Below are 19,803 nucleotides of genomic sequence, written 5' to 3'. Positions count from 1 at the left end.
ATTTTCTATAAGTATTTTTACCGATAGAACTGTTTATAACATACTGTCTTTTGATAGGATTTTATTGTCTGAAAAGTATGAACTATCTTTAAGTGAAATGAGTAGGTGAAAAGTAATGTGTGGATTTGTTGGATGTATGCATGATCGACTGCTGAAAAATCAGGATGTCGAACTATTAAAGAGTATGAATGATTTAATTACACATAGAGGACCGGATGATGAGGGCTTTTATATAGATGAACATATTCAGCTTGGATTTAGAAGGTTGAGTATTATTGATATTGAAAGTGGTCATCAGCCTTTAACGTATGAAAATGAACGCTATTGGATTATTTTTAATGGGGAAGTTTACAACTACCTGGAATTAAAAGAAGTTCTGGTAAAAGAAGGTATGAAATTTTCTACAAACTCAGATACTGAAGTAATCTTGGCAGCTTTTGTTCAATATGGAGAGAAGGCAGTCGAATTGCTTCGTGGAATGTTTGGATTTGTAATATGGGATAAACAGGAAAAATCTGTTTTTGGTGCTCGTGATCCATTTGGTATTAAACCATTTTTTTATTTTGAAGATGGGGAAAAAACATATTTTGCGTCAGAGAAAAAGAGTATATTGCATGCACTGGAAAACTCTGAATTAGATCCCGTGTCTTTACAACACTATCTTACCTATCAGTTTACTCCAGAACCGGCTACTATGACGAAGAATATAAAAAAATTGATGCCTGGACATTGCTTTACCAAGAGCATTGGCAAGCCAATGAAAATTCGTCAATATTGGAAAGCTGATTTTAAACCGGTTCACCGCAGTGAACAGGACTGGATAAAAGAGATTCAGGATGTTTTGTATGACAGTGTTAAAATGCATATGCGCAGTGATGTTCCAGTAGGTTCGTTTCTCTCTGGAGGAATTGATTCTACGATTATCGCTTCTATTGCAAAAGAATATCATCCTGGAATAAAAACATTCTCTGTTGGATTTGAACAAAATGGATTCAGTGAAATTGATGTGGCGAAAGAAACAGCTGATAAACTAGGGGTAGAAAATATCAGCTATATCATTACGCCAGAAGAATATATGAAAGAATTGCCAAACATTATGTGGCATATGGATGATCCATTGGCAGATCCCGCATGTGTTCCTTTATATTTTGTGGCAAGGGAAGCGCGTAAGCATGTAACAGTGGTTCTTTCAGGTGAAGGGGCAGATGAATTATTTGGGGGCTATAATATTTATCGTGAGCCTCAATCCCTGGCTATGTTTAATAAAATACCTGTGTTTATGAAAAAAGCACTTAAACAAATTGCAACCATGATGCCTGAAGGAGTAAAAGGCAAGAGCTTCATCGAGCGCGGCTGTACTCCACTGGAAGAGCGTTATTTGGGAAATGCCAAGATGTTTATGGAGGAAGAAAAGAAGAGACTTTATAAGCTTTATAAAGAAGGTCGGGACTATACGAGCATTACACATCCGTTTTATGCAGAAACATCCGATTATGATGATGTGAGCAGAATGCAGTATATTGATATTCATACGTGGCTGCGCGGAGACATATTATTGAAAGCAGATAAAATGACGATGGCTCATTCCCTGGAGCTTCGTGTCCCATTTCTTGATAAAAAAATATTTGAGGTAGCGTCAGGTATACCTACGGATTTAAAAACGGCGCATGGAACAACAAAATATATTCTTAGAAAAGCGGCAGAAGGAATTATTCCGGATCATGTGTTGAATCGTAAAAAACTAGGTTTCCCAGTACCTATTCGTCATTGGTTAAAAAATGAAATGTATGATTGGGCAATAAAAATCATTAATGAAAGCCAAACTGATCATTTGCTTGATAAGCAAGTGGTTATGAACCTAATGGACGATCATGTAACAGGCAGGGCTGATAATAGCCGGAAGTTATGGACCGTTTTAGTATTCATGATATGGTACTCGGTTTATGTCGAAGAAAAATATCCTTTTCAGGCTGAAGCTGAAAAGGATATGCTGAGAGAGCAGTTCATTTAATTTTTATAGGTTATGGCTTGTTTACCCATTTGCACCCACGCTTCTTCAAAATCAGCGGCGGGTGCTTTTTTATTTTTGATTCCGGTCAATGGGTCATTAAAATAGATAAAATCCTGATCAAATCCTGTCACTACAACCGAATGCTCTTTATATGTAATAGATATTTTTCCATTTGGTGTTGTCCAAGTATGGAAGTACGATGGGTCTAATTTTCGATAAGCCGTATTAATGATGACCCACACAGGTCGTTTAGTTGAGAGATATTTTTTGATTTGATTGAAATCACTATTGGTAAAATCAATTATATTGCCGGGCATATAACGTTCTGCCAGTTCTTTAATGGGGGTATGATACACTCCAAGCCCGGGTTTATTAGTGGAATACATATCTCCAATAAATCCATCATTGGGATCACCGTAATAAATTTGTCCGTTTATATTTTTCATTTTGGCAGGATTCTTTTTTATTTGCTTGGCAAGAGTTAGTTTTTCCGCATCCATACCGGCGTATTGAAGAAGCATGGCCAAGCTGGTTACTTCACAGCCTCTTGGAAGCTCAGGCAACTGTTTGACTATAGGTACATCAAGCAGCACCTTGGTTTTTATGGATGGATTAGATGCCGGCAAATGATCTTTGGTTTTAGAAACTGTGTAATTTACCGGTTTTATCACCATTTTATAAAGCTGATTTGCAAATGAGAAACTAGAGTTATAGCTTTTCCAGCCTGTATACAATAAAATAATCATTATGAGAAAACTGATCGAGATTGTTAAAGGGCGAACTCTGCGTAGGAGATAAACAACTGTTGAAACGAGAATAAACAACAAGAACATTAAAATGAAGAGATTCATTATTTTACTCCTGATATTAGATTAATAAAGATTCACCATTTATAGCTAAACAAATGAGGGAAAGGGTATACAGTAAAGAGTATACCCTTTTCAAAAACGATAATTAGTTATTCTGTTTTAAAGGTTGTATACTTGAATAGTAGCGGGCTTTTTGTGCATATTCTTTGTTGATTCTTTCCATGTCTTTACGATCTTTATCCGTTAATTCACGAATTACTTTAGCAGGGCGGCCAAAAGCGAGTGTGTTGGGAGGGATTTTTTTATCCTGAGATACTAAACTGCCAGCACCGATAAAGGCACCTTCTCCAATTTCTGCTCCGTCAAGGATAATGGAGCCCATCCCAATTAAAGCATTTTTCTTTACATGACAACTATGTAGAATCACTTGATGTCCGATTGTAACAAAATCTTCAAGTATTAATGGGTTGTTTGGACTCTGATGGAGAACTGAATTATCTTGAATATTCACATTTCTACCTATTATAACAGGCGCGACATCACCTCTGATAACCGTGTTAAACCAGACACTTGAATTTTCGCCAATTGTGACATCGCCGCTGACAATTACATGATCAGCTAAATAAGCAGATTGATCGATAGAAGGAATTTTATCTATATATTGATATAATTTCATTACATAACCTCCGCTTTCTACTGTAAAATAGATAGTTAATCAAAGTGTACATATAAAGCGAGGATGTGTAAATAAAATATAGCTAAACATCATACAGGAGGAGTTCATCTATGAAAAAGTGGGAAGCTGAGGGGAAAGCCTATGGTGTAATCGTTATTGTTCACGGTGCCATGGAGCATTCAGGGAGATATAAATGGTTAGTTGAGAGCTGGCTGGCGGAAGGATATCACGTAATTATTGGGGATCTACCGGGGCAAGGCATGACTTCACGTACAAACCGCGGTCATATTAATTCATTTGATGAGTATATTGAAGAGGTCGATTCATGGGTGAATGAAGCTTATACATTTGGTTTGCCGGTATTTATGCTGGGCCATAGTATGGGAGGACTAATTATTATTAATATGCTGCAACATAAGGAGTACAATTTAGCAGGTATAATTCTGTCTTCGCCTTGCTTTGGAACATTAATTCACCCTCCAAAATTTCTCGAAACTATGTCTCGTGTGTTAAATCTTGTTTATCCTACATATAAAAAACCATCAGGTCTAACGGTTCAGATGGCAACGAGAAATCCTGAGGTCATTGAGTTTGATTTAAATGATTCACTTTACGTTACAAGTGTATCTGTCAGGTGGTATCGTGAATTGGTAAAAGCTATGAAGGAAGCCTTTGATTTTTACGAGGATTTCCCGGATATACCTGTTCTGGTCATGCAGGCAGGTGAAGACAAAATAGTGGACAAGGCTATGGTAAGAGAATGGTTTAACTATTTTCCGGCATCCGAAAAGCATTATAAAGAATGGCCGAAGTTATACCATGAAATATTTAATGAGCCAGAGAGAGAAGATGTATTTCTATATGCAAAGAGTTTTATTGAAGCACGTTTGCGAAATATAGGGTATATCGTTTAAGGTTTAAGGAGATGGAACATACATGAAGTTACCCCAAAGTGATATTGGCCTGGTCAAGGAAGTATACCAAGGTATATTTCCTGTTGTTCATCGTGAACTTATGGGTTGGCAGTCAAAAGCTGAAAAAATCCCCAATGAAGAGCTGCGTACTCAGGCCCTCGCCAGTATCGCTCATAAAACGTTTCATTGCGAGGGAGGATCTATATTAGCTCTCGCGGCAGGTTCAGGAAAAGAGGATGTCATCCGTTTTATTGTAGCATACCAAACCATCAGTGATTATCTTGATAATTTATGCGACCGCAGTACATCTCTTGACCCTGAAGATTTTGCTTTATTACATCAATCCATGAAGGATGCCCTAAATCCGGAGAGCTTGACAAGGAATTATTATGAACTTAGAGAAGATCAGGATGATGGAGGGTATTTAACAGATCTGGTACATACCTGTCAGTCTATTTTAACGAAATTGGAGCATTACAGGTATATAGAGCCATATTTAAAAAAACTTTGCACCTATTATTGTGATTTGCAAATACATAAGCATGTTAAGTGGGATGAACGGGTACATAGATTAGAAACCTGGTTTAATGAAAATAAACGGGACCTTCCAGAAGATTTATCATGGTATGAATTTAGTGCCTGTGCAGGATCAACGTTAGGAATCTTTTGTTTAGTTTCTTATGCATATCGTAAAGAGTTTACGGAACAACTGGCAGAGAATATATATGAGTCATATTTTCCATATGTTCAAGGATTGCATATTATGCTGGATTATTTCATTGATCAGGAGGAAGATCGTCTTGGTAATGATCTAAATTTCTGCTTTTATTATGAAACCGAAGAGCAAATGATTGAAAGGCTCTGTTATTTTGTTGAACAAGCCAGTGAGAATGTCACGAAAATACCGGACAGTAAGTTTCATAGGATGATTAATCAAGGGTTAATGGGTATTTATTTAGCCGATTCCAAGGTTAAAAGTCAGAAGGCGGTTAATCAGTACACGAAAAAACTATTGAAACTGGCCGGCAGATCAGCGTATTTCTTTTATTGGAACAGTAAGCTGTATCATGCATTTAAGAGGATGAAAAAAAAGAGTCGAGTATAGCATTAAAACGTTAGGGGATGGTACGGATGGGATAAAGTTAAGTATTCTAGACCAATCACCACGCTCTGTCGGAGAACCTTCGGAGCAGACGCTTGCTAATACAGTCAACCTGGCAAGATTGGCTGAGGAGTTGGGGTATTCAAGATTTTGGGTGAGTGAACACCATGATAGCCAAGGATTGGCTGGATCTTCACCTGAAGTTCTTGCCGCATGGATTGCTGCTCAAACAAATAAGGTAAGAGTCGGAACAGGCGGAGTGATGCTCACTCATTACAGTGCTTATAAAGTGGCTGAAAATTTCAGGGTATTGTCCGGCTTAGCTCCAGGAAGAATAGATTTGGGTATTGGCAGAGCTCCTGGTGGGATGCCGAGAGCAACACAAGCATTACAGGAAGGCAGAGTACGTGATCTTCATCGGTTTCCTGAACAGGTGGATGAATTAACTTGGTATTTATATGATCACCTGCCTGAATCACATCCTCTTTATGGATTATCTGCCACTCCTGTTATTCAAGATCCTCCGGAATTGTGGATGCTAGGGTCAAGTTCATCAAGTGCTGCTCTTGCCGCATATAAAGGCTTGCCTTATAATTTTGCCCTGTTTATTAACAGTGAATATGCTGAAGAAAATATGAAGCATTATTATGATACTTTTCGTCCATCTGATTTAAGACAGAGGCCATTGGGCATGGTTACCGTATTTACAGTATGTGCCGATACAGATGAAGAAGCAGAATACTTGGCTGGATCTTTGGATTTATCCTTACTATTTCTTTCACAGGGAATTATACGGGAAGGAACACCGCATCCGAAAGAAATCCATGAAATGGCTTTGTCTCAATTTGAAATGGCACGTATCGATTACAATAGAAGAAAAATGATCATTGGATCTCCGAAGACGGTTTTGCGAAAAATCGAAGAGCTTAGAAAACGGTTTAACGCGAATGAGATTATGCTCGTGACGATTACCCATTCATATGAGGCAAAAGTAAAATCTTTTGAATTAATTGCCAAAGAAGCTGGCTTATACAGGGACAATTGAAATTGCCAATAGTCAATCCTTCTATTATTATGAGAATAAAATTATATACTTTAAAAGTGCCTCGAGTCACGAGGATAAAAGGGAAAACGGTTCAAGACCGTTGCAGCCCCCGCTACTGTAATTACTAAATCAGGTTGATTAGTAAAAGCCAGGAAACCTGCTTTTAAAGTTTCAGTACTTATTTTTCGGTGGGAAAAGTAGGCTTATTGCATTCACAATGATAAAAAAGTGAATCCTTAGCTCAATACCTCCAGAGCTAAGGATTTTTTGTTTTAAAGTTATTTATCCGATTTTGAAAAAGTGTAAGAATAATCCGAGGTTCGCTGCCATTGGAGTAAAGAGGAATTGAAGTTTACAAATGAAAAATAAAAAAATAACAACCGGTATTTATGCAGTAAGTGTCCTTTTTATGCTGTTCGCTGCATTGCTCGGCCTGTTTATAGGCAGTGTGGACATGTCGATTAAGGATATTCTTGGAATCCTCTTAAAAAACATGACAGGTCAGGATTCCTTCTATACAGGACCCAAAAATATCGAAATGATTATTTGGAATATCCGCTTACCGCGGGTGTTGATTGCTTTATTTGTTGGGGCGGCACTCGCACTGGCCGGAGCTGCTTTCCAGGGGCTTCTGCAAAACCCGCTCGCTGATCCATATACTATTGGTGTTTCATCCGGCGCATCGGTTGGTGCAGTGGTTGTCCTATTTTTTAACATTGAAATAGCACTTTTTGGTTCTTTTACCTTACCGCTTGTTGCAATCTTATTCAGTTTTATAGCCTTGCTGATCGTGTTTGGTATCACAAAGGCGGCGAGTGTGACCTACGCAAATGAAACCATTATTCTTGCGGGAATTATTATGAATTCATTTATTGGAGCGGTAGTCTCTCTTATCATTGCCCTCTCATCAGGAGATCGGATGAGAGAAGTATTAAACTGGCTTATGGGCAGTGTTGCCATGAAAAACTGGGGACACTTCAGTATACTGATTCCTTTCTTTGTTATAGGGGCATCTATTATTATGTATCATTATCGAGAACTAAATGGGTTGGCACTTGGTGATCAATCTGCTCAATACAGTGGGATTAATGTAAAACGAAAAAAAATCATGATTATTATAGGTGCTGGCCTATTAACAGGAGCGGCAGTTGCCGTTTCAGGAGCAATCGGCTTTGTGGGATTGGTCATTCCTCATCTGGTTCGCCTTATATCCGGCGCTGATCACAGGCATCTACTGCCTTTATCCATGATTATCGGTGGTGGGTATCTGGTATTGGCTGACATGATTGCACGTATCATAATCAATCCCCAGGAGTTGCCAATAGGTGTGATTACAGCCTTAATTGGTGCACCTGTATTTACCATTTTACTGATTAAAGAACGGATAAAAAGAAGGAATATGACATGTTAAATGTAGAAAACCTCAGTGCAGGCTATCATAAAAATAAACGAGTTCTTCAGGATTTTTCTTTAAAGGTAGAAAGAGGAGAATTTTTTGCACTTCTTGGACCAAATGGAAGCGGAAAGACGACACTGATTAAGAGTATATTGGGGAAAATGGAATATAAAGAGGGAACCACAACAATTCAAGGTAGAAAAACATCATCCTATAAAGCTGGAGAATTAGCTAAAATAGCCGCAGTGCTAAGCCAGGAACATGTAGTGAGTTTGGATTTTACGGTGGAAGAAATTGTTTTACTGGGCCGATATCCATATCAGGGGAAAGGGTTCTTTAATCATTATCAATCTGAGGATTACTCTATTGTAGATAAGTGCCTTGCCCAGACAGACGCGCTGAAATTCAAACATGACTACTTTTCGTCATTGAGTGGCGGAGAGAAACAACGTGTTCTTTTAGCAAAAGCGTTAGCCCAGCAGCCCAAGCTCCTGTTTCTTGATGAACCTACGAATCATCTGGATGTAAAGCATACTATTGAATTATTGAATTTACTTAAGAGACTTCAGGTTGAGGAAGGACTGACGATTGTTGCCATCCTGCACGATTTAAATATGGCGGCTTTGTATGCAGATAGATGTGTATTGCTTAAAAATGGAAGGAAAGTGGCGGACGGAGGAATAGAATTACTCTTTGATGAAGCGTTGCTTTCATCTGTATATGAGGTAGAATTGGTGAGTCGCCCTCATCCAATCGCCGGAAAACCGCAAATCTTTTTTACTCCTGAGATCTATAAATGATTCTACAAAAAAGTGTGAGCTCTCGCAGCTCACACTTTTTTATCGTTTTTCGATGGCGATAATAAATGGCGGGTTGTTTTTTTGATTCATAAATCGGTATTCCAGCACATGAGCAGTATCCTGTGGAAGCTCTGTAACAAATTTAATTAATTCGTCACGCTCAATATCTCCACCCGGATGACCATGATAAATAACAAGGACAATAATGCCCTCCGGCTCCATGATTTCGAGCAATTGAGTGACAGCCTGGATAGTCGTAGGTGCCGTGGTGATAATATCTTTATCACCGCCTGGTAAGTAGCCCAGATTAAAGATAGCACCCGTCACAGGTTTATTCGGTTGGATAAATTCCTGTAAGCGTTCATGACCAGCATGAATCAATGTTACCTGGTCCCGAAGCTCGTTTGTAATCAGCCTCTCGTTTGTTTTAAGCAAGGCAGACTGCTGAATGTCAAAGCTGTATACATGACCGTCGGGACCTGTTAATTTTGCTAAAAAAACGGTATCATGCCCATTGCCCATTGTACAATCGATGGCAATATCACCGGGTTTAACTGCTTTTTCCAGCAAAAGTCTTGCAAAGGGGAGAATACGATCAAGCTTCATATGTCACAACAGCCTTATTAGGTATATAGAACTTTCCTTGATAGCTATTACGGCGTTTCAATTCAGCATCAATGGCATTCAACACTTCCCATTTATTAACGCTCCACATCGGTCCAACCATTAAATCAATCGGTCCATCACCTGTAATACGATGGATAATCATCTCAGGAGGAAGAATTTCCAACTGATCACAGACAAGTTTGACATAATCATCGAATGATAAAAATTCAAGCATTCCTTTTTCATATTGTTTTACCATCGGAGTACCTTTTAACAGATGCAATAAGTGGATTTTAATCCCCTGAACATCGAGTTTAGCTACTTCTTTAGCTGTCTCCATCATCATTTCAGGAGTCTCAAGCGGTAAGCCATTTATAATATGGCTGCAAATGCGTATACCGTGTTTGCGGAGCTTGTTTACACCTTCTACATATGTTTGATAATCATGTGCACGGTTAATGATATTAGCCGTTTTTTCATGAACAGTTTGCAGGCCAAGCTCAACCCATAGGTATGTTCGTTCATTTAATTCTGCGAGATATTCTACGACATCATCAGGAAGACAATCCGGTCGAGTGGCAATGGATAAACCCACCACACCTTCCTCATTCATAACGGTTTCGAATTTCTCCCGTAATACTGGGGCGGGAGCATGGGTATTTGTATAAGCCTGGAAGTAGGCCATGTACTTGCCATCTTTCCATTTTTGGTGCATTTTTGCTTTTATATCGGCAAATTGTTTTTGCAAATCCTCGGCACGATTACCGGCAAAATCACCGGATCCTGCTGCACTGCAGAAGGTACAACCGCCAAATGCTACTGTACCGTCACGGTTTGGGCAATCAAATCCACCATCAAGAGCAACTTTAAATACTTTGTGGCCAAAATGATTGCGAAGATGATAATTCCATGTATGATAGCGTTTATCATCACTTGCATATTGAAAAGGGTTAACCTGACTCATTACAAAACCCCCTGTTTAGATTTCAAGAACATAAACTCCATTTTACCACGCTGATGTATACTTTCCAATTGACTATTATTAGCAGCTATTAAAATCACTAATCTTTTTAATTTCAAAGGGGCATAATGGATAATGGATGAGCTTTTGTAAACCAATCCAATGAAAAAAGGAGAGGGTATCTTTGGCTACACGAAAATCCATGGGTGAGTGTATGGAACGATGTGCTAATGCAATTGAATTCGCAGAAGAGCAATACAAGGAGTCTGCAAAACAGGAGCATTACAATGAAGCAGGATATACCGAGGCATTGGTCAGATTGGAAAACTCATTTAATGAGTTAGAGGCTATGGACGCCAATGCAAATGATCAACAGCGTGATATGTTGAACCGTATGAAAATACAGGTTCAGGATATTCAGCATGCAATGGTTGTGCGCAGACGCTAAGGGGGTATTCACTATGCGATAACGTTCTAAACATAATCATCCGCAAAAGACTCGTAATGGAATTAATAATCAAGATATCGAGGCCGGTAAGATCAAGATATTATAAAGAGGGCTAAGAAGATGAACGAAGCATCTGGAGGCCAACAAACTAAAGCAACAGTTCATCCAAAGCAATATAAAAAAACAGCAGGCACAGTCTATATGGCTGTGCTTGTTGGTTTTTTTGTAAGAGGTGAGTGGTGGGGGAATGCGGCGGAATCTAGCTGAACGACAAGAGAATAGAGCTGAATCTGACCGATTACCAGCCGAATGAAGGATTATTCCGTCCAAAACTGAGATTAATCCAGCCCCCAGTTTCCCCCTAACAATCACACATAAATTTTTATTAAACCTGTATAATAAAAGCTCATCTTGTCAATGATTGAAAAAACAGACTGAATGGACTTGAACTTTTTACCTGATTTACATACAATGTATGTATATATCTTCTAAATAACATTGATAGGGATCAGTAGTAATTGTGTTTCTTTTAGAGAGTTGACGGGTGGTGCAAGTCAACAGAGCACATTATGAACTCACCCTGGAGTTGCAGACCTGAACTAAAAGTAAGGTTTGCCGTATATCTGCGTTAAAGAGTTGAGCCGGATGCGAATGTGTGCATCAATCAGGGTGGTACCGCGGGAAGTTAATGACAGCCTCTCGTCCCTTTCGTAGGGATGAGTGGCTTTTTTTATTGTTTTAGAAGCTTTAGGTACAACAAATTTTAAACAATGTAGGAGGAATTAGGATGAGTTTCAATCATGTAGAGATTGAAAAGAAATGGCAATCTTATTGGGAAGAACACAAAACATTCAAAACGACTGATCATGTAGGAAAGCGTAAATTTTACGCTTTGGATATGTTTCCTTATCCATCAGGAGCTGGCCTTCATGTAGGGCATCCTGAAGGATATACTGCAACAGATATTCTATCTCGCATGAAACGTATGCAAGGATATAATGTACTTCATCCAATTGGCTGGGATGCATTTGGTTTGCCTGCGGAGCAGTACGCTCTTGATACAGGAAATGATCCGGAAGAGTTTACAGCTAAAAATATTGGCACATTCACGCGCCAGATTAAATCACTTGGATTCTCCTATGACTGGGACAGGGAAATCAATACGACTGATCCAGAGTACTATAAATGGACGCAATGGATTTTCTTGAAGCTATACGAAAAGGGACTTGCTTATATGGCTGAAATACCGGTTAACTGGTGTCCGGCACTGGGGACAGTTTTGGCTAATGAAGAAGTTATTGATGGAAAAAGTGAGCGAGGCGGACATCCAGTTATTCGTAAGCCTATGCGTCAATGGATATTGAGAATTACGGCGTATGCGGATCGTTTAATTGAGGACCTTGATGAATTGGATTGGCCTGAAAGCATTAAAGATATGCAACGTAACTGGATTGGACGTTCAGAAGGAGCATCTGTAACTTTTAAGATTAAGGATACAGAAGAATCCTATACGGTATTCACAACACGTCCAGATACATTGTTTGGGGCTACGTATTCTGTCTTGTCTCCTGAACATCCACTTGTGGATAAAATTACAACACCAGAGCAAAAAGAGGCTGTTGAAGCATATAAAAAGGAAATTCAATCTAAGAGCGATCTTGAGAGAACAGAGCTTTCTAAAGAGAAAACAGGTGTATTCACAGGAGCCTATGCTATCAATCCGGTAAATGGGGAAGAGATTCCAATCTGGATTGCTGATTATGTATTAATGAGCTATGGTACAGGTGCCATTATGGCAGTTCCGGCTCATGATGAACGTGACTATGAATTCGCTAAGAAATTTGAGTTGCCAATTCGTGAAGTTGTGGCAGGCGGGAATATTGAAAAAGAGGCTTATGCAGGAGAAGGAGAACATGTAAACTCTGAATTCTTGAATGGCTTAAATAAAGAAGAAGCAATTAGCAAAATGATCGATTGGCTTGAAGAAAAAGGAATCGGTGAGAAGAAAGTAACTTATCGCTTGCGTGACTGGAACTTCTCCCGTCAGCGTTATTGGGGAGAGCCTATTCCAATTATTCATTGGGAAGATGGTACGATGTCAGCTGTACCTGAATCTGAGCTTCCGCTTATGCTTCCGAAAACAACGGAAATTAAACCATCCGGTACAGGTGAATCTCCACTTGCCAATATTGAAGAGTGGGTAAATGTAGTGGACGAGAACGGCCGTAAAGGAAGACGCGAAACAAATACAATGCCTCAATGGGCGGGCAGCTGCTGGTACTTCCTGCGCTATATCGATCCGAAAAATCCAGAGGCAATCGCTGATCCTGAAAAGCTTAAGCATTGGATGCCGGTAGATACGTATATTGGTGGAGCGGAACATGCGGTACTTCACTTGCTTTATGCGAGATTCTGGTACAAATTCTTGTATGATATTGGTGTTGTTCCAACAAAGGAACCTTTCCAAAAGCTATTTAACCAAGGAATGATACTTGGGGAAAATAACGAAAAAATGAGTAAATCCAAAGGGAATGTAGTAAATCCGGATGATATCGTAGAAAGCCATGGGGCTGATACACTTCGTCTATATGAAATGTTCATGGGTCCGCTTGATGCATCGATTGCCTGGTCTGCAAACGGTCTTGACGGCTCCAGACGTTTCCTTGATCGTGTTTGGAGATTGTTTATCAACGATGACGGTACAGTAAATGATAAAATCACTGAATCCACTGATACTCATCTTGAGAAAATGTATCACCAAACTGTTAAAAAAGTAACGGAGGATTTGGAAGCTCTCCATTTTAATACAGCTATTTCACAGATGATGGTATTCATCAATGAAGCATATAAAGCGGAAATACTTCCAATTCAATATATGGAAGGCTTTGTGAAACTATTATCACCTATTTGTCCTCATATGACCGAAGAACTTTGGAGCAGACTTGGCAATAATGAAACACTTGCTTATGCTTCATGGCCTGCATATGATGAGTCCAAATTGGTTGATGATGAAATTGAAATTGTTATTCAAATAAACGGTAAAATGAGAGCTAAACTTCAGGTACCTGCCGGCATTACGAAAGAAGAGATGGAAAAAATCGTAATGGAAAATGGGAAGGTGCAAGAACAAATCGATGGCAAAACAATCCGCAAGGTGATTGCTGTTCCTGGAAAATTAGTTAATATCGTAGCAAATTAATGAATGTGGCCGTCTTACGATTATCATAAGCGTAAGGCGGCTTTTTAATAAGGGGGATTTTTAGATGGAAGATATAAAGATTATTAAACCGGAAGAGCTGCGGATAAGAATAGAAAATGGCGAAGAGTTATCCATCATTGATGTTCGGGAGGATTATGAAGTTATAAATGGAATGGTTCCCGGAGCAATTCAAATCAAAATGGGAGAAATACCAGATTGGCTTGGTGATCTTGATAAAGATATTGAACATATTCTCATCTGCCATGCAGGGGTCAGAAGTGAGGATGTAGCACACTATCTCAAGGAGAGAGGATACAAGGCAGCCTCTATGGAAGGCGGCATGATAAAATGGCAAGGGGAACTTGAATTCTGAATAGTATAAAAATAGAAAAACTCGGCAAAGATAGTTAAAAACAGGAGGTGTCTTTGCTGTGATCCAAGTAAAAATGTTTGATTATGAACACGAAAGAGATTTGGAAAAGGGTATGAACCATTTCCTTGAACATATAGATGATGACAGGATTGTAGATATCAAATATAATATTGCCGCTTTCGGTGAAGAGGATGAGGATGACCAAATATATTGTTTCAGTGCCATGGTCATTTATAAAAAATGAGTATAATAAAAGGGGTTTGATTCTTAGAGTCTTTTACCTATGAATGATTAGGTAAGCGATCTCATGAGTGCGCATTTCCTTGAAAATACGGCTATCTCCAATAAAAATTAAAAAACAGATAAAGAAACCAGTCCGTTTTCTCTATCTGTTTTTAATTATGGTCTGCTTCAACAGAATTCCTCTTGCCTACTGGTTTACTGGTCTACTGGTCTTTTAGATAGCTTGTAAATAAGCTTGAAAACCAGGTATCCGAAGAAACCGCCGACTGTATTTAATAGAATATCATCCACATCAAAACCACCGACATGAAACGTTAGCTGCATCGTCTCCACAAATAAAGAAAACAGGAAAGACAGAAAAGTAATAAGCAGAAAATTCCTTAGCTTTTTAAAGGCAATTGGCAGAAAAAATCCAAATGGCATAAAAGCGAGAACATTCCCGAATAGATTCGTGAACCATACTTTGAAGTGGAAGTAATCAGCAAAAGTGATGTACATATTGATCGTTTTAAAAGGAACAAGATTATAAGATTCTATTCTATCCTCTTGTCTGTAATATCCAAAAAACAACAGATAGGAAAGGATGGCTAAATAGAGTATAAATATGGTATAAATAAGCGGACTAAACAGCTTATTATTTTTAATCGTTTGGGCTATATCCTGCATATGCACCATCCTTTCTATTTCTTTTAAATACTCATTTTTTCCCTGCAGCATTTAACCCTGCTAAGCGGCCCGTAACTAAAGCTGAAGTAATATTATAGCCGCCCGTATATCCATGGATGTCCAAAATCTCTCCGCAGAAATATAGGCCATTCATTAATTTACTGGCCATAGTTTTGGGTTCAACTTCTTTAACGGAAATTCCACCGCCTGTTACAAAAGCCTTCTCTAAAGGAAGCGTACCATTGATGCGGACAGGGAACTTTTTAATATCGCTGCTTAAAGCACGCCATTTCTCATGAGCTATAGTAGCACCTTGTGCGGAGGGATCAATTTGATTCCGCTCTAATAAGTATAATAAATACCTTTCAGGCAATAGACCTTTTAAGCTGTTCTTTATTGCTTTTTTGTCGTCAGATTTAATTGTTTTAATAATCTGCTGAAATACTTGTTCTTCATTTAGGTCAGGCAGAGCATCGATTTGAACAATAACCTCTTTAAGGTTCCATTTTTTTAGAGCTTTGACAACGAATTGGCTGCATCTGAGAATACCTGGACCAGATAAACCAAAATGTGTGAAGATCATATCCATTCGATGGGTAATTAAAGCTTTTCCTTTAGGATTAAGCACACTGATCGCAACGTCGCGCAAGGAGAGACCCTGCAATGTTTTTTGTCTGATAAAATCCTCAGCAGACGTTAGAGGAACTTCAGTTGGGAACAACTCTGTTACAGTATGTCCGGCTTTTTCAGCCCAGGCATAGCCATCCCCAGTTGATCCTGTGTGCGGAACAGATTTACCGCCAACGGCAATGACAACGGAGTCTGTCTCTATGATCTCGCCTGCTCTAGTCTGTATGCCTATTACTTTGTCGGAATCATACAGAACATCTGCTACTGGTGAGTCAGTGCGTATATCGGTCCCCAATTCCTTTAGACGACTGAGCATCGCATCTACAACAGATTGGGCTTTATCATTAACTGGGAACATTCTGCCATGGTCTTCCTCTTTTAATTCGACTCCCAGGTTTTTGAAGAAGGAAATAATTCCTTCATTATCAAATTCAGAGAATGCTCCGTACAAAAACTTACCGTTTCCGGGAATATGCTTGATAATTTCATCAATTGGCAGGCGATTGGTTACATTGCACCGGCCGCCGCCTGAAATGGCCAGTTTTCGGCCGAGTTTGGTTCCTTTATCTAGAAGTAAAGTGGAAGCACCACTTTCAGCAGCCGCAATCGCAGCCATTAAACCGGAAGGGCCTCCTCCTATAATAATCACATCATATCTCATTATTCCATCTCATTTCTAAAACATGCTAATATGGTTCTATTATAAGTGATTTTACTAATAAGGCAAAAGTCGTGAACAAATTGATGTTCAATTGTCAAAAAGAGAAGAAAAGAGTAAACTACAAAATAGTGAACAAATATATATAAAGAATCATAAAAATATATTTCTTACAGATTAAGGGAAAGAGTGAAAGGGATTGTTACATGTCATCGAAACTTATTAGAGGAACTTTTATACTAACAATTGGTATGGTTTTATCAAAAATGCTTGGACTGTTATATGTTATTCCTTTTAATAAAATCGTAGGGACGGAAGGGATGGCATTATATGGTTTTGCGTATACACCCTATACCATTTTTATCAGTATAGCAACAGCAGGTATTCCTTTAGCAGTCGCTAAATTTGTTGCTAAATATAATGCGTTGGGTGAATATGCGGTAGGGCGCAAACTATTTGAATCGGGCCGCAAGATTATGATGTTGACGGGGATTGCAGCTTTTCTCCTTATGTATGTGAGCGCACCGGGACTTGCAGCCATGATGGATACACAAAAATATTCCATTGAGGAAGTTACATCAGTTATTCGAGCGGTAAGTTTTGCGCTTATTCTGGTACCGTCGCAAAGTTTACTGCGTGGTTTTTTCCAGGGATATGAGTCTATGGGGCCGACAGCCGTTTCGCAGGTTATAGAGCAAATCATTCGGATTGTTTTTATGCTGGCAGGTGCATATATCGTCCTAAATGTAATTGGCGGGGATGTCGTACAGGCTATGAGTGTGGCTACATTTTCAGCTTTTATCGGAGCAATATCCGGATTGATGGTTCTATTGTGGTATTGGAAAAAGCGGAAACGCCATCTCGATTTACTAATGAGTGAAGGGAATAATGAAATAGATATATCCCTTAAGGAAATCTATAAAGAAATCATCGTTTCCTCCATACCATTTATTTTCGTAGGATTGGCAATGCCTCTATTCCAGATGGTCGATACGGTTACATTTAACAGAGCAATGGTTTCAATTGGAGAACAAGGAACGACGGATGTGGCATTTGGCGTTTTGAATGTGACAACACAAAAGCTTGTCCTTATACCGATGACACTGGCTACGGCATTTTCACTGTCGATTGTTCCAAGTGTAACGAAATCATTTTTTGAAAAGAATTGGAAGCTTTACAAACAACAATTAACAGAAACATTCCAAACGCTGTTGTTTATCCTGATTCCGGCTGTTGTCGGTATAAGTGTGTTATCTGATAGCGTATATGGTTCGTTTTATGGATTTTTTGATTTAGGATCCGAAGTACTAAAGGTCTATGCGCCGGTTGCGATTCTATTTGCTTTATTTTCTGTTACAGCAGCGATCTTGCAGGGTATTAACCAACAACGCTTTACAGTCCTTAGTTTACTAACAGGAATACTTATAAAGCTAAGCCTCAATATCCCTTTAATAAAAATGTTTGAAACAAGGGGAGCGGTTTATGCCACTGCTATCGGCTATGCGGTCTGTACGTTGATCAATTTATATGTTATCTATTACTTTACTGGTTATCGAATTAAAAGCGTGCTGAGAAGAGCGTTATTATCACTCATATTTGCCTTAATTATGGCTCTTGTTATATGGGGACTGGATTATATGCTGGCTGAATGGGTTGGTTCAAAAGGCCAAATGGTTGCCGTCTTCAGGGTGGCGATTACTGTTCCAATAGGTGTTCTGATTTACTTTTACTTATCCGTGAAAAGTGGATTATTACATGTTATTTTCGGAGAGCGGACGGATGGATTGTTACGCAGGCTGAAATTGAATCGCTTCAGCAGAAGCAAATAATTAAACGATAATGTTGAAATCTTTTTTGGAAGGCCTGCTTATTTTTAAAAGCAGGCCATTCTAATAATTAGTACCGCATTCCAAGTGCCCGTTCTATGCGGGATACACGCCGATCAAGTCGTTCAAATTGTCGTTCCAGACGCTCAAAGCGGTTTTCAAGCCGATCTATACGGGCATTAACTCCACCTAAACCAGGAAATATGCCTCCTGGACCAGGAAACCCGGCTGGTTGAGGTAATTGCTGTCTATTATCATGATCGTAAGGGGGTTGTTGCTGATAATCCATAAATTTCGACCACTCCTTAATTTCATATTCAGCAACAGTCTATTCAAAAAAGAAAAATAGGTGATTTATAGATGAGAATTGATAAATTATTGGCAAACTCCGGTTATGGAAGCCGGAAAGAGGTTAAACAATTGCTTAAATCTGGTTCTGTTCTTTGTAATGAAGTGAAAGTAACCGATGCTAAAAAGCATGTCGATCCGGATAAAGATTTCATTACGGTTTATGGGGAGCAAGTTATCTATAAGGAATATATCTATCTGGTAATGAATAAACCGGCTGGATATATCTCTGCAACAGAAGACGAAAGGCTCGAAACTGTACTTGATTTATTGGAGCCGGAAGATGCAATCAAAAAGCCGTTTCCAGTTGGTAGATTGGACCGGGATACTGAAGGGCTGCTGGTTCTTACGAATGATGGGCATCTCGCTCATGAGGTACTTGCTCCTAAGAAACATGTTCCTAAAACCTATTACGCCATCATTCAAGGGAATGTAACCGAAGAAGATATTGAACAATTTGCCAATGGAGTTACGCTGGATGATGGGTATATAACGAAGCCTGGAAAATTAACGATCCTCTCAAGCGGTCTTAAATCAGAAATAGAAGTCATTATTACAGAAGGAAAATACCATCAGGTTAAACGGATGTTTGAAGCTGTAGGCAAAAAAGTAGTATATTTGAAAAGGATTAAGATGGGCGAGCTTAGCTTGGATGAAGGATTAGAACTAGGAGAGTATAGGGAAATGACAGACGAAGAGATCAGATTATTAAATACACGTACTCCGGAAAAAGAAGACCGTTAAAAAGCGGTCTTCTTTTTTTTAGGGAAAACTGTGTAAATCATTACGAAGTTAATTTTACTTTCTTTTGAGTGGTGGTCCACTTTCCACGACTGGGGCTGACAACAAGTTCGTTATAAGCCAACACATTTAAGTCCCTCTGAATAGTACGTGGAGTGATTCCAAATTCATCCACTAACTCCTGAGTTGTTACTGTACCGTTATGAACGATAAACATATAAATGGACTTAATTCTGGTAAGCATACGGTTTGTTGAAGGTTTCAAAAAACCACTCCTTATGGATAGTTTCCAATGGCAACATCATCTAACCTACAAGGTATAAAGGTTGTTAACCATCCCACTTCTTTAAG

At 39.0% G+C, this 19,803-nt stretch carries 21 protein-coding genes, 1 riboswitch and 1 other annotated feature; of the genes, 13 read left to right on the top strand and 8 right to left on the bottom strand.

What is annotated here, in order from left to right:
- Positions 1 to 115: 115 nt before the first annotated feature.
- Positions 116 to 2,011 carry an asparagine synthase (glutamine-hydrolyzing) gene (asnB, locus tag AC4G3K_RS05060; RefSeq protein ID WP_491132631.1) on the top strand — a complete coding sequence of 632 codons (1,896 nt, stop codon included), beginning with the start codon at positions 116 to 118 and terminating at the stop codon, positions 2,009 to 2,011.
- Here asnB and AC4G3K_RS05055 read toward each other — a convergent pair.
- Both AC4G3K_RS05055 and AC4G3K_RS05050 read right to left on the bottom strand, forming a co-directional pair.
- On the bottom strand, positions 2,008 to 2,862 hold the full coding sequence (locus AC4G3K_RS05055) for a C39 family peptidase (RefSeq protein WP_491132630.1): 855 nt from the start codon (positions 2,860 to 2,862) through the stop codon (positions 2,008 to 2,010). The genes asnB and AC4G3K_RS05055 overlap by 4 nt on opposite strands.
- 103 nt (positions 2,863 to 2,965) lie before the next feature.
- Positions 2,966 to 3,496, bottom strand: a complete 531-nt coding sequence (locus tag AC4G3K_RS05050) for a gamma carbonic anhydrase (protein ID WP_491076180.1) — start codon at positions 3,494 to 3,496, stop codon at positions 2,966 to 2,968.
- Positions 3,497 to 3,606: 110 nt separating this feature from the next.
- On the opposite strand from AC4G3K_RS05050, the gene AC4G3K_RS05045 reads away from it, so the two are divergent.
- The 5 genes from AC4G3K_RS05045 to AC4G3K_RS05025 all read left to right on the top strand — a co-directional run bounded on the left by AC4G3K_RS05045 (position 3,607) and on the right by AC4G3K_RS05025 (position 8,753).
- Complete coding sequence (locus AC4G3K_RS05045) at positions 3,607 to 4,410, top strand: alpha/beta hydrolase (protein ID WP_491132629.1); 804 nt, start codon at positions 3,607 to 3,609, stop codon at positions 4,408 to 4,410.
- Positions 4,411 to 4,432: 22 nt separating this feature from the next.
- Positions 4,433 to 5,515, top strand: a complete 1,083-nt coding sequence (locus tag AC4G3K_RS05040) for a tetraprenyl-beta-curcumene synthase family protein (protein ID WP_491076178.1) — start codon at positions 4,433 to 4,435, stop codon at positions 5,513 to 5,515.
- 31 nt (positions 5,516 to 5,546) lie between these two features.
- Positions 5,547 to 6,557 (top strand): LLM class flavin-dependent oxidoreductase, encoded by a 1,011-nt coding sequence (locus AC4G3K_RS05035; RefSeq protein ID WP_491132661.1) that lies wholly within the window; start codon positions 5,547 to 5,549, stop codon positions 6,555 to 6,557.
- Between the two features lie 37 nt (positions 6,558 to 6,594).
- Positions 6,595 to 6,736: riboswitch (cobalamin riboswitch) on the top strand.
- Between the two features lie 179 nt (positions 6,737 to 6,915).
- Positions 6,916 to 7,968, top strand: coding sequence for a FecCD family ABC transporter permease (locus AC4G3K_RS05030; protein ID WP_491132628.1), 1,053 nt, complete (start codon positions 6,916 to 6,918; stop codon positions 7,966 to 7,968).
- Positions 7,962 to 8,753 carry an ABC transporter ATP-binding protein gene (locus AC4G3K_RS05025; RefSeq protein ID WP_491076176.1) on the top strand — a complete coding sequence of 264 codons (792 nt, stop codon included), beginning with the start codon at positions 7,962 to 7,964 and terminating at the stop codon, positions 8,751 to 8,753. The genes AC4G3K_RS05030 and AC4G3K_RS05025 overlap by 7 nt, the downstream gene beginning before the upstream one ends.
- A gap of 39 nt (positions 8,754 to 8,792) precedes the next feature.
- On the opposite strand, the gene mnmM is transcribed toward AC4G3K_RS05025, so the two are convergent.
- Together mnmM and mnmL are read right to left on the bottom strand one after the other, a co-directional pair.
- Complete coding sequence (gene mnmM, locus AC4G3K_RS05020) at positions 8,793 to 9,359, bottom strand: tRNA 5-(aminomethyl)-2-thiouridylate-methyltransferase MnmM (RefSeq protein WP_491132627.1); 567 nt, start codon at positions 9,357 to 9,359, stop codon at positions 8,793 to 8,795.
- A complete protein-coding gene (gene mnmL, locus AC4G3K_RS05015) occupies positions 9,349 to 10,323 on the bottom strand; it encodes a tRNA modification radical SAM protein MnmL/YtqA (RefSeq protein WP_491076174.1) in 975 nt (324 codons plus the stop codon). The genes mnmM and mnmL overlap by 11 nt, the downstream gene beginning before the upstream one ends.
- A gap of 181 nt (positions 10,324 to 10,504) precedes the next feature.
- On the opposite strand from mnmL, the gene AC4G3K_RS05010 reads away from it, so the two are divergent.
- The 5 genes from AC4G3K_RS05010 to AC4G3K_RS04990 all read left to right on the top strand — a co-directional run bounded on the left by AC4G3K_RS05010 (position 10,505) and on the right by AC4G3K_RS04990 (position 14,584).
- Entirely contained in the window at positions 10,505 to 10,768 is a 264-nt protein-coding gene (locus AC4G3K_RS05010; RefSeq protein ID WP_491132626.1) for a YtzC family protein, read from the top strand.
- A 120-nt stretch (positions 10,769 to 10,888) separates the two neighbouring features.
- On the top strand, positions 10,889 to 11,035 hold the full coding sequence (locus tag AC4G3K_RS05005) for a hypothetical protein (RefSeq protein ID WP_491076172.1): 147 nt from the start codon (positions 10,889 to 10,891) through the stop codon (positions 11,033 to 11,035).
- A 222-nt stretch (positions 11,036 to 11,257) separates the two neighbouring features.
- Positions 11,258 to 11,478: a binding site (T-box leader), on the top strand.
- A gap of 77 nt (positions 11,479 to 11,555) precedes the next feature.
- A complete protein-coding gene (gene leuS / locus AC4G3K_RS05000; RefSeq protein WP_491076171.1) occupies positions 11,556 to 13,967 on the top strand; it encodes a leucine--tRNA ligase in 2,412 nt (803 codons plus the stop codon).
- A gap of 64 nt (positions 13,968 to 14,031) precedes the next feature.
- Positions 14,032 to 14,340, top strand: coding sequence for a rhodanese-like domain-containing protein (locus tag AC4G3K_RS04995; protein ID WP_491076170.1), 309 nt, complete (start codon positions 14,032 to 14,034; stop codon positions 14,338 to 14,340).
- Between the two features lie 58 nt (positions 14,341 to 14,398).
- Entirely contained in the window at positions 14,399 to 14,584 is a 186-nt protein-coding gene (locus tag AC4G3K_RS04990) for a sporulation protein Cse60 (RefSeq protein ID WP_491076169.1), read from the top strand.
- A 194-nt stretch (positions 14,585 to 14,778) separates the two neighbouring features.
- Here AC4G3K_RS04990 and AC4G3K_RS04985 read toward each other — a convergent pair whose 3' ends face one another.
- Positions 14,779 to 15,300, bottom strand: a complete 522-nt coding sequence (locus AC4G3K_RS04985) for a VanZ family protein (protein WP_491076168.1) — start codon at positions 15,298 to 15,300, stop codon at positions 14,779 to 14,781.
- Complete coding sequence (locus AC4G3K_RS04980) at positions 15,281 to 16,540, bottom strand: BaiN/RdsA family NAD(P)/FAD-dependent oxidoreductase (protein ID WP_491132625.1); 1,260 nt, start codon at positions 16,538 to 16,540, stop codon at positions 15,281 to 15,283. The genes AC4G3K_RS04985 and AC4G3K_RS04980 overlap by 20 nt, the downstream gene beginning before the upstream one ends.
- A 203-nt stretch (positions 16,541 to 16,743) precedes the next feature.
- Between AC4G3K_RS04980 and AC4G3K_RS04975 the strand changes: the two genes are divergently transcribed.
- Positions 16,744 to 18,366, top strand: a complete 1,623-nt coding sequence (locus AC4G3K_RS04975) for a putative polysaccharide biosynthesis protein (protein ID WP_491076166.1) — start codon at positions 16,744 to 16,746, stop codon at positions 18,364 to 18,366.
- A 67-nt stretch (positions 18,367 to 18,433) separates the two neighbouring features.
- Here the strand turns inward: AC4G3K_RS04975 and AC4G3K_RS04970 are convergent, their stop codons facing one another.
- Positions 18,434 to 18,652, bottom strand: a complete 219-nt coding sequence (locus AC4G3K_RS04970; RefSeq protein ID WP_491076165.1) for a hypothetical protein — start codon at positions 18,650 to 18,652, stop codon at positions 18,434 to 18,436.
- Positions 18,653 to 18,723: 71 nt separating this feature from the next.
- Between AC4G3K_RS04970 and AC4G3K_RS04965 the strand changes: the two genes are divergently transcribed.
- A complete protein-coding gene (locus AC4G3K_RS04965) occupies positions 18,724 to 19,455 on the top strand; it encodes a pseudouridine synthase (RefSeq protein WP_491076164.1) in 732 nt (243 codons plus the stop codon).
- A gap of 40 nt (positions 19,456 to 19,495) precedes the next feature.
- Here AC4G3K_RS04965 and AC4G3K_RS04960 read toward each other — a convergent pair whose 3' ends face one another.
- Entirely contained in the window at positions 19,496 to 19,717 is a 222-nt protein-coding gene (locus AC4G3K_RS04960) for a DeoR family transcriptional regulator (RefSeq protein WP_491076163.1), read from the bottom strand.
- Positions 19,718 to 19,803 lie beyond the last annotated feature (86 nt).

It is taken from the genome of Bacillus sp. z26, assembly GCF_058313635.1.
This window is presented reverse-complemented; position numbering and strand designations above follow the sequence as displayed.

What these genes read in the sequence shown, in the direction of transcription:
- AC4G3K_RS05045 (WP_491132629.1), top strand. Translation starts at nt 3,607, where the DNA reads ATGAAAAAGTGGGAAGCTGAGGGGAAAGCCTATGGTGTAATCGTTATT.
- AC4G3K_RS05030 (WP_491132628.1), top strand. Translation starts at nt 6,916, where the DNA reads ATGAAAAATAAAAAAATAACAACCGGTATTTATGCAGTAAGTGTCCTT.
- leuS (WP_491076171.1), top strand. Translation starts at nt 11,556, where the DNA reads ATGAGTTTCAATCATGTAGAGATTGAAAAGAAATGGCAATCTTATTGG.
- AC4G3K_RS05025 (WP_491076176.1), top strand. Translation starts at nt 7,962, where the DNA reads ATGTTAAATGTAGAAAACCTCAGTGCAGGCTATCATAAAAATAAACGA.
- mnmL (WP_491076174.1), bottom strand. Translation starts at nt 10,323, where the DNA reads ATGAGTCAGGTTAACCCTTTTCAATATGCAAGTGATGATAAACGCTAT.
- AC4G3K_RS04970 (WP_491076165.1), bottom strand. Translation starts at nt 18,652, where the DNA reads ATGGATTATCAGCAACAACCCCCTTACGATCATGATAATAGACAGCAA.
- AC4G3K_RS05005 (WP_491076172.1), top strand. Translation starts at nt 10,889, where the DNA reads ATGAACGAAGCATCTGGAGGCCAACAAACTAAAGCAACAGTTCATCCA.
- AC4G3K_RS05040 (WP_491076178.1), top strand. Translation starts at nt 4,433, where the DNA reads ATGAAGTTACCCCAAAGTGATATTGGCCTGGTCAAGGAAGTATACCAA.
- AC4G3K_RS04975 (WP_491076166.1), top strand. Translation starts at nt 16,744, where the DNA reads ATGTCATCGAAACTTATTAGAGGAACTTTTATACTAACAATTGGTATG.
- AC4G3K_RS05050 (WP_491076180.1), bottom strand. Translation starts at nt 3,496, where the DNA reads ATGAAATTATATCAATATATAGATAAAATTCCTTCTATCGATCAATCT.
- AC4G3K_RS04985 (WP_491076168.1), bottom strand. Translation starts at nt 15,300, where the DNA reads ATGCTGCAGGGAAAAAATGAGTATTTAAAAGAAATAGAAAGGATGGTG.
- AC4G3K_RS04965 (WP_491076164.1), top strand. Translation starts at nt 18,724, where the DNA reads ATGAGAATTGATAAATTATTGGCAAACTCCGGTTATGGAAGCCGGAAA.
- AC4G3K_RS05055 (WP_491132630.1), bottom strand. Translation starts at nt 2,862, where the DNA reads ATGAATCTCTTCATTTTAATGTTCTTGTTGTTTATTCTCGTTTCAACA.
- mnmM (WP_491132627.1), bottom strand. Translation starts at nt 9,359, where the DNA reads ATGAAGCTTGATCGTATTCTCCCCTTTGCAAGACTTTTGCTGGAAAAA.
- AC4G3K_RS04980 (WP_491132625.1), bottom strand. Translation starts at nt 16,540, where the DNA reads ATGAGATATGATGTGATTATTATAGGAGGAGGCCCTTCCGGTTTAATG.
- AC4G3K_RS04995 (WP_491076170.1), top strand. Translation starts at nt 14,032, where the DNA reads ATGGAAGATATAAAGATTATTAAACCGGAAGAGCTGCGGATAAGAATA.
- asnB (WP_491132631.1), top strand. Translation starts at nt 116, where the DNA reads ATGTGTGGATTTGTTGGATGTATGCATGATCGACTGCTGAAAAATCAG.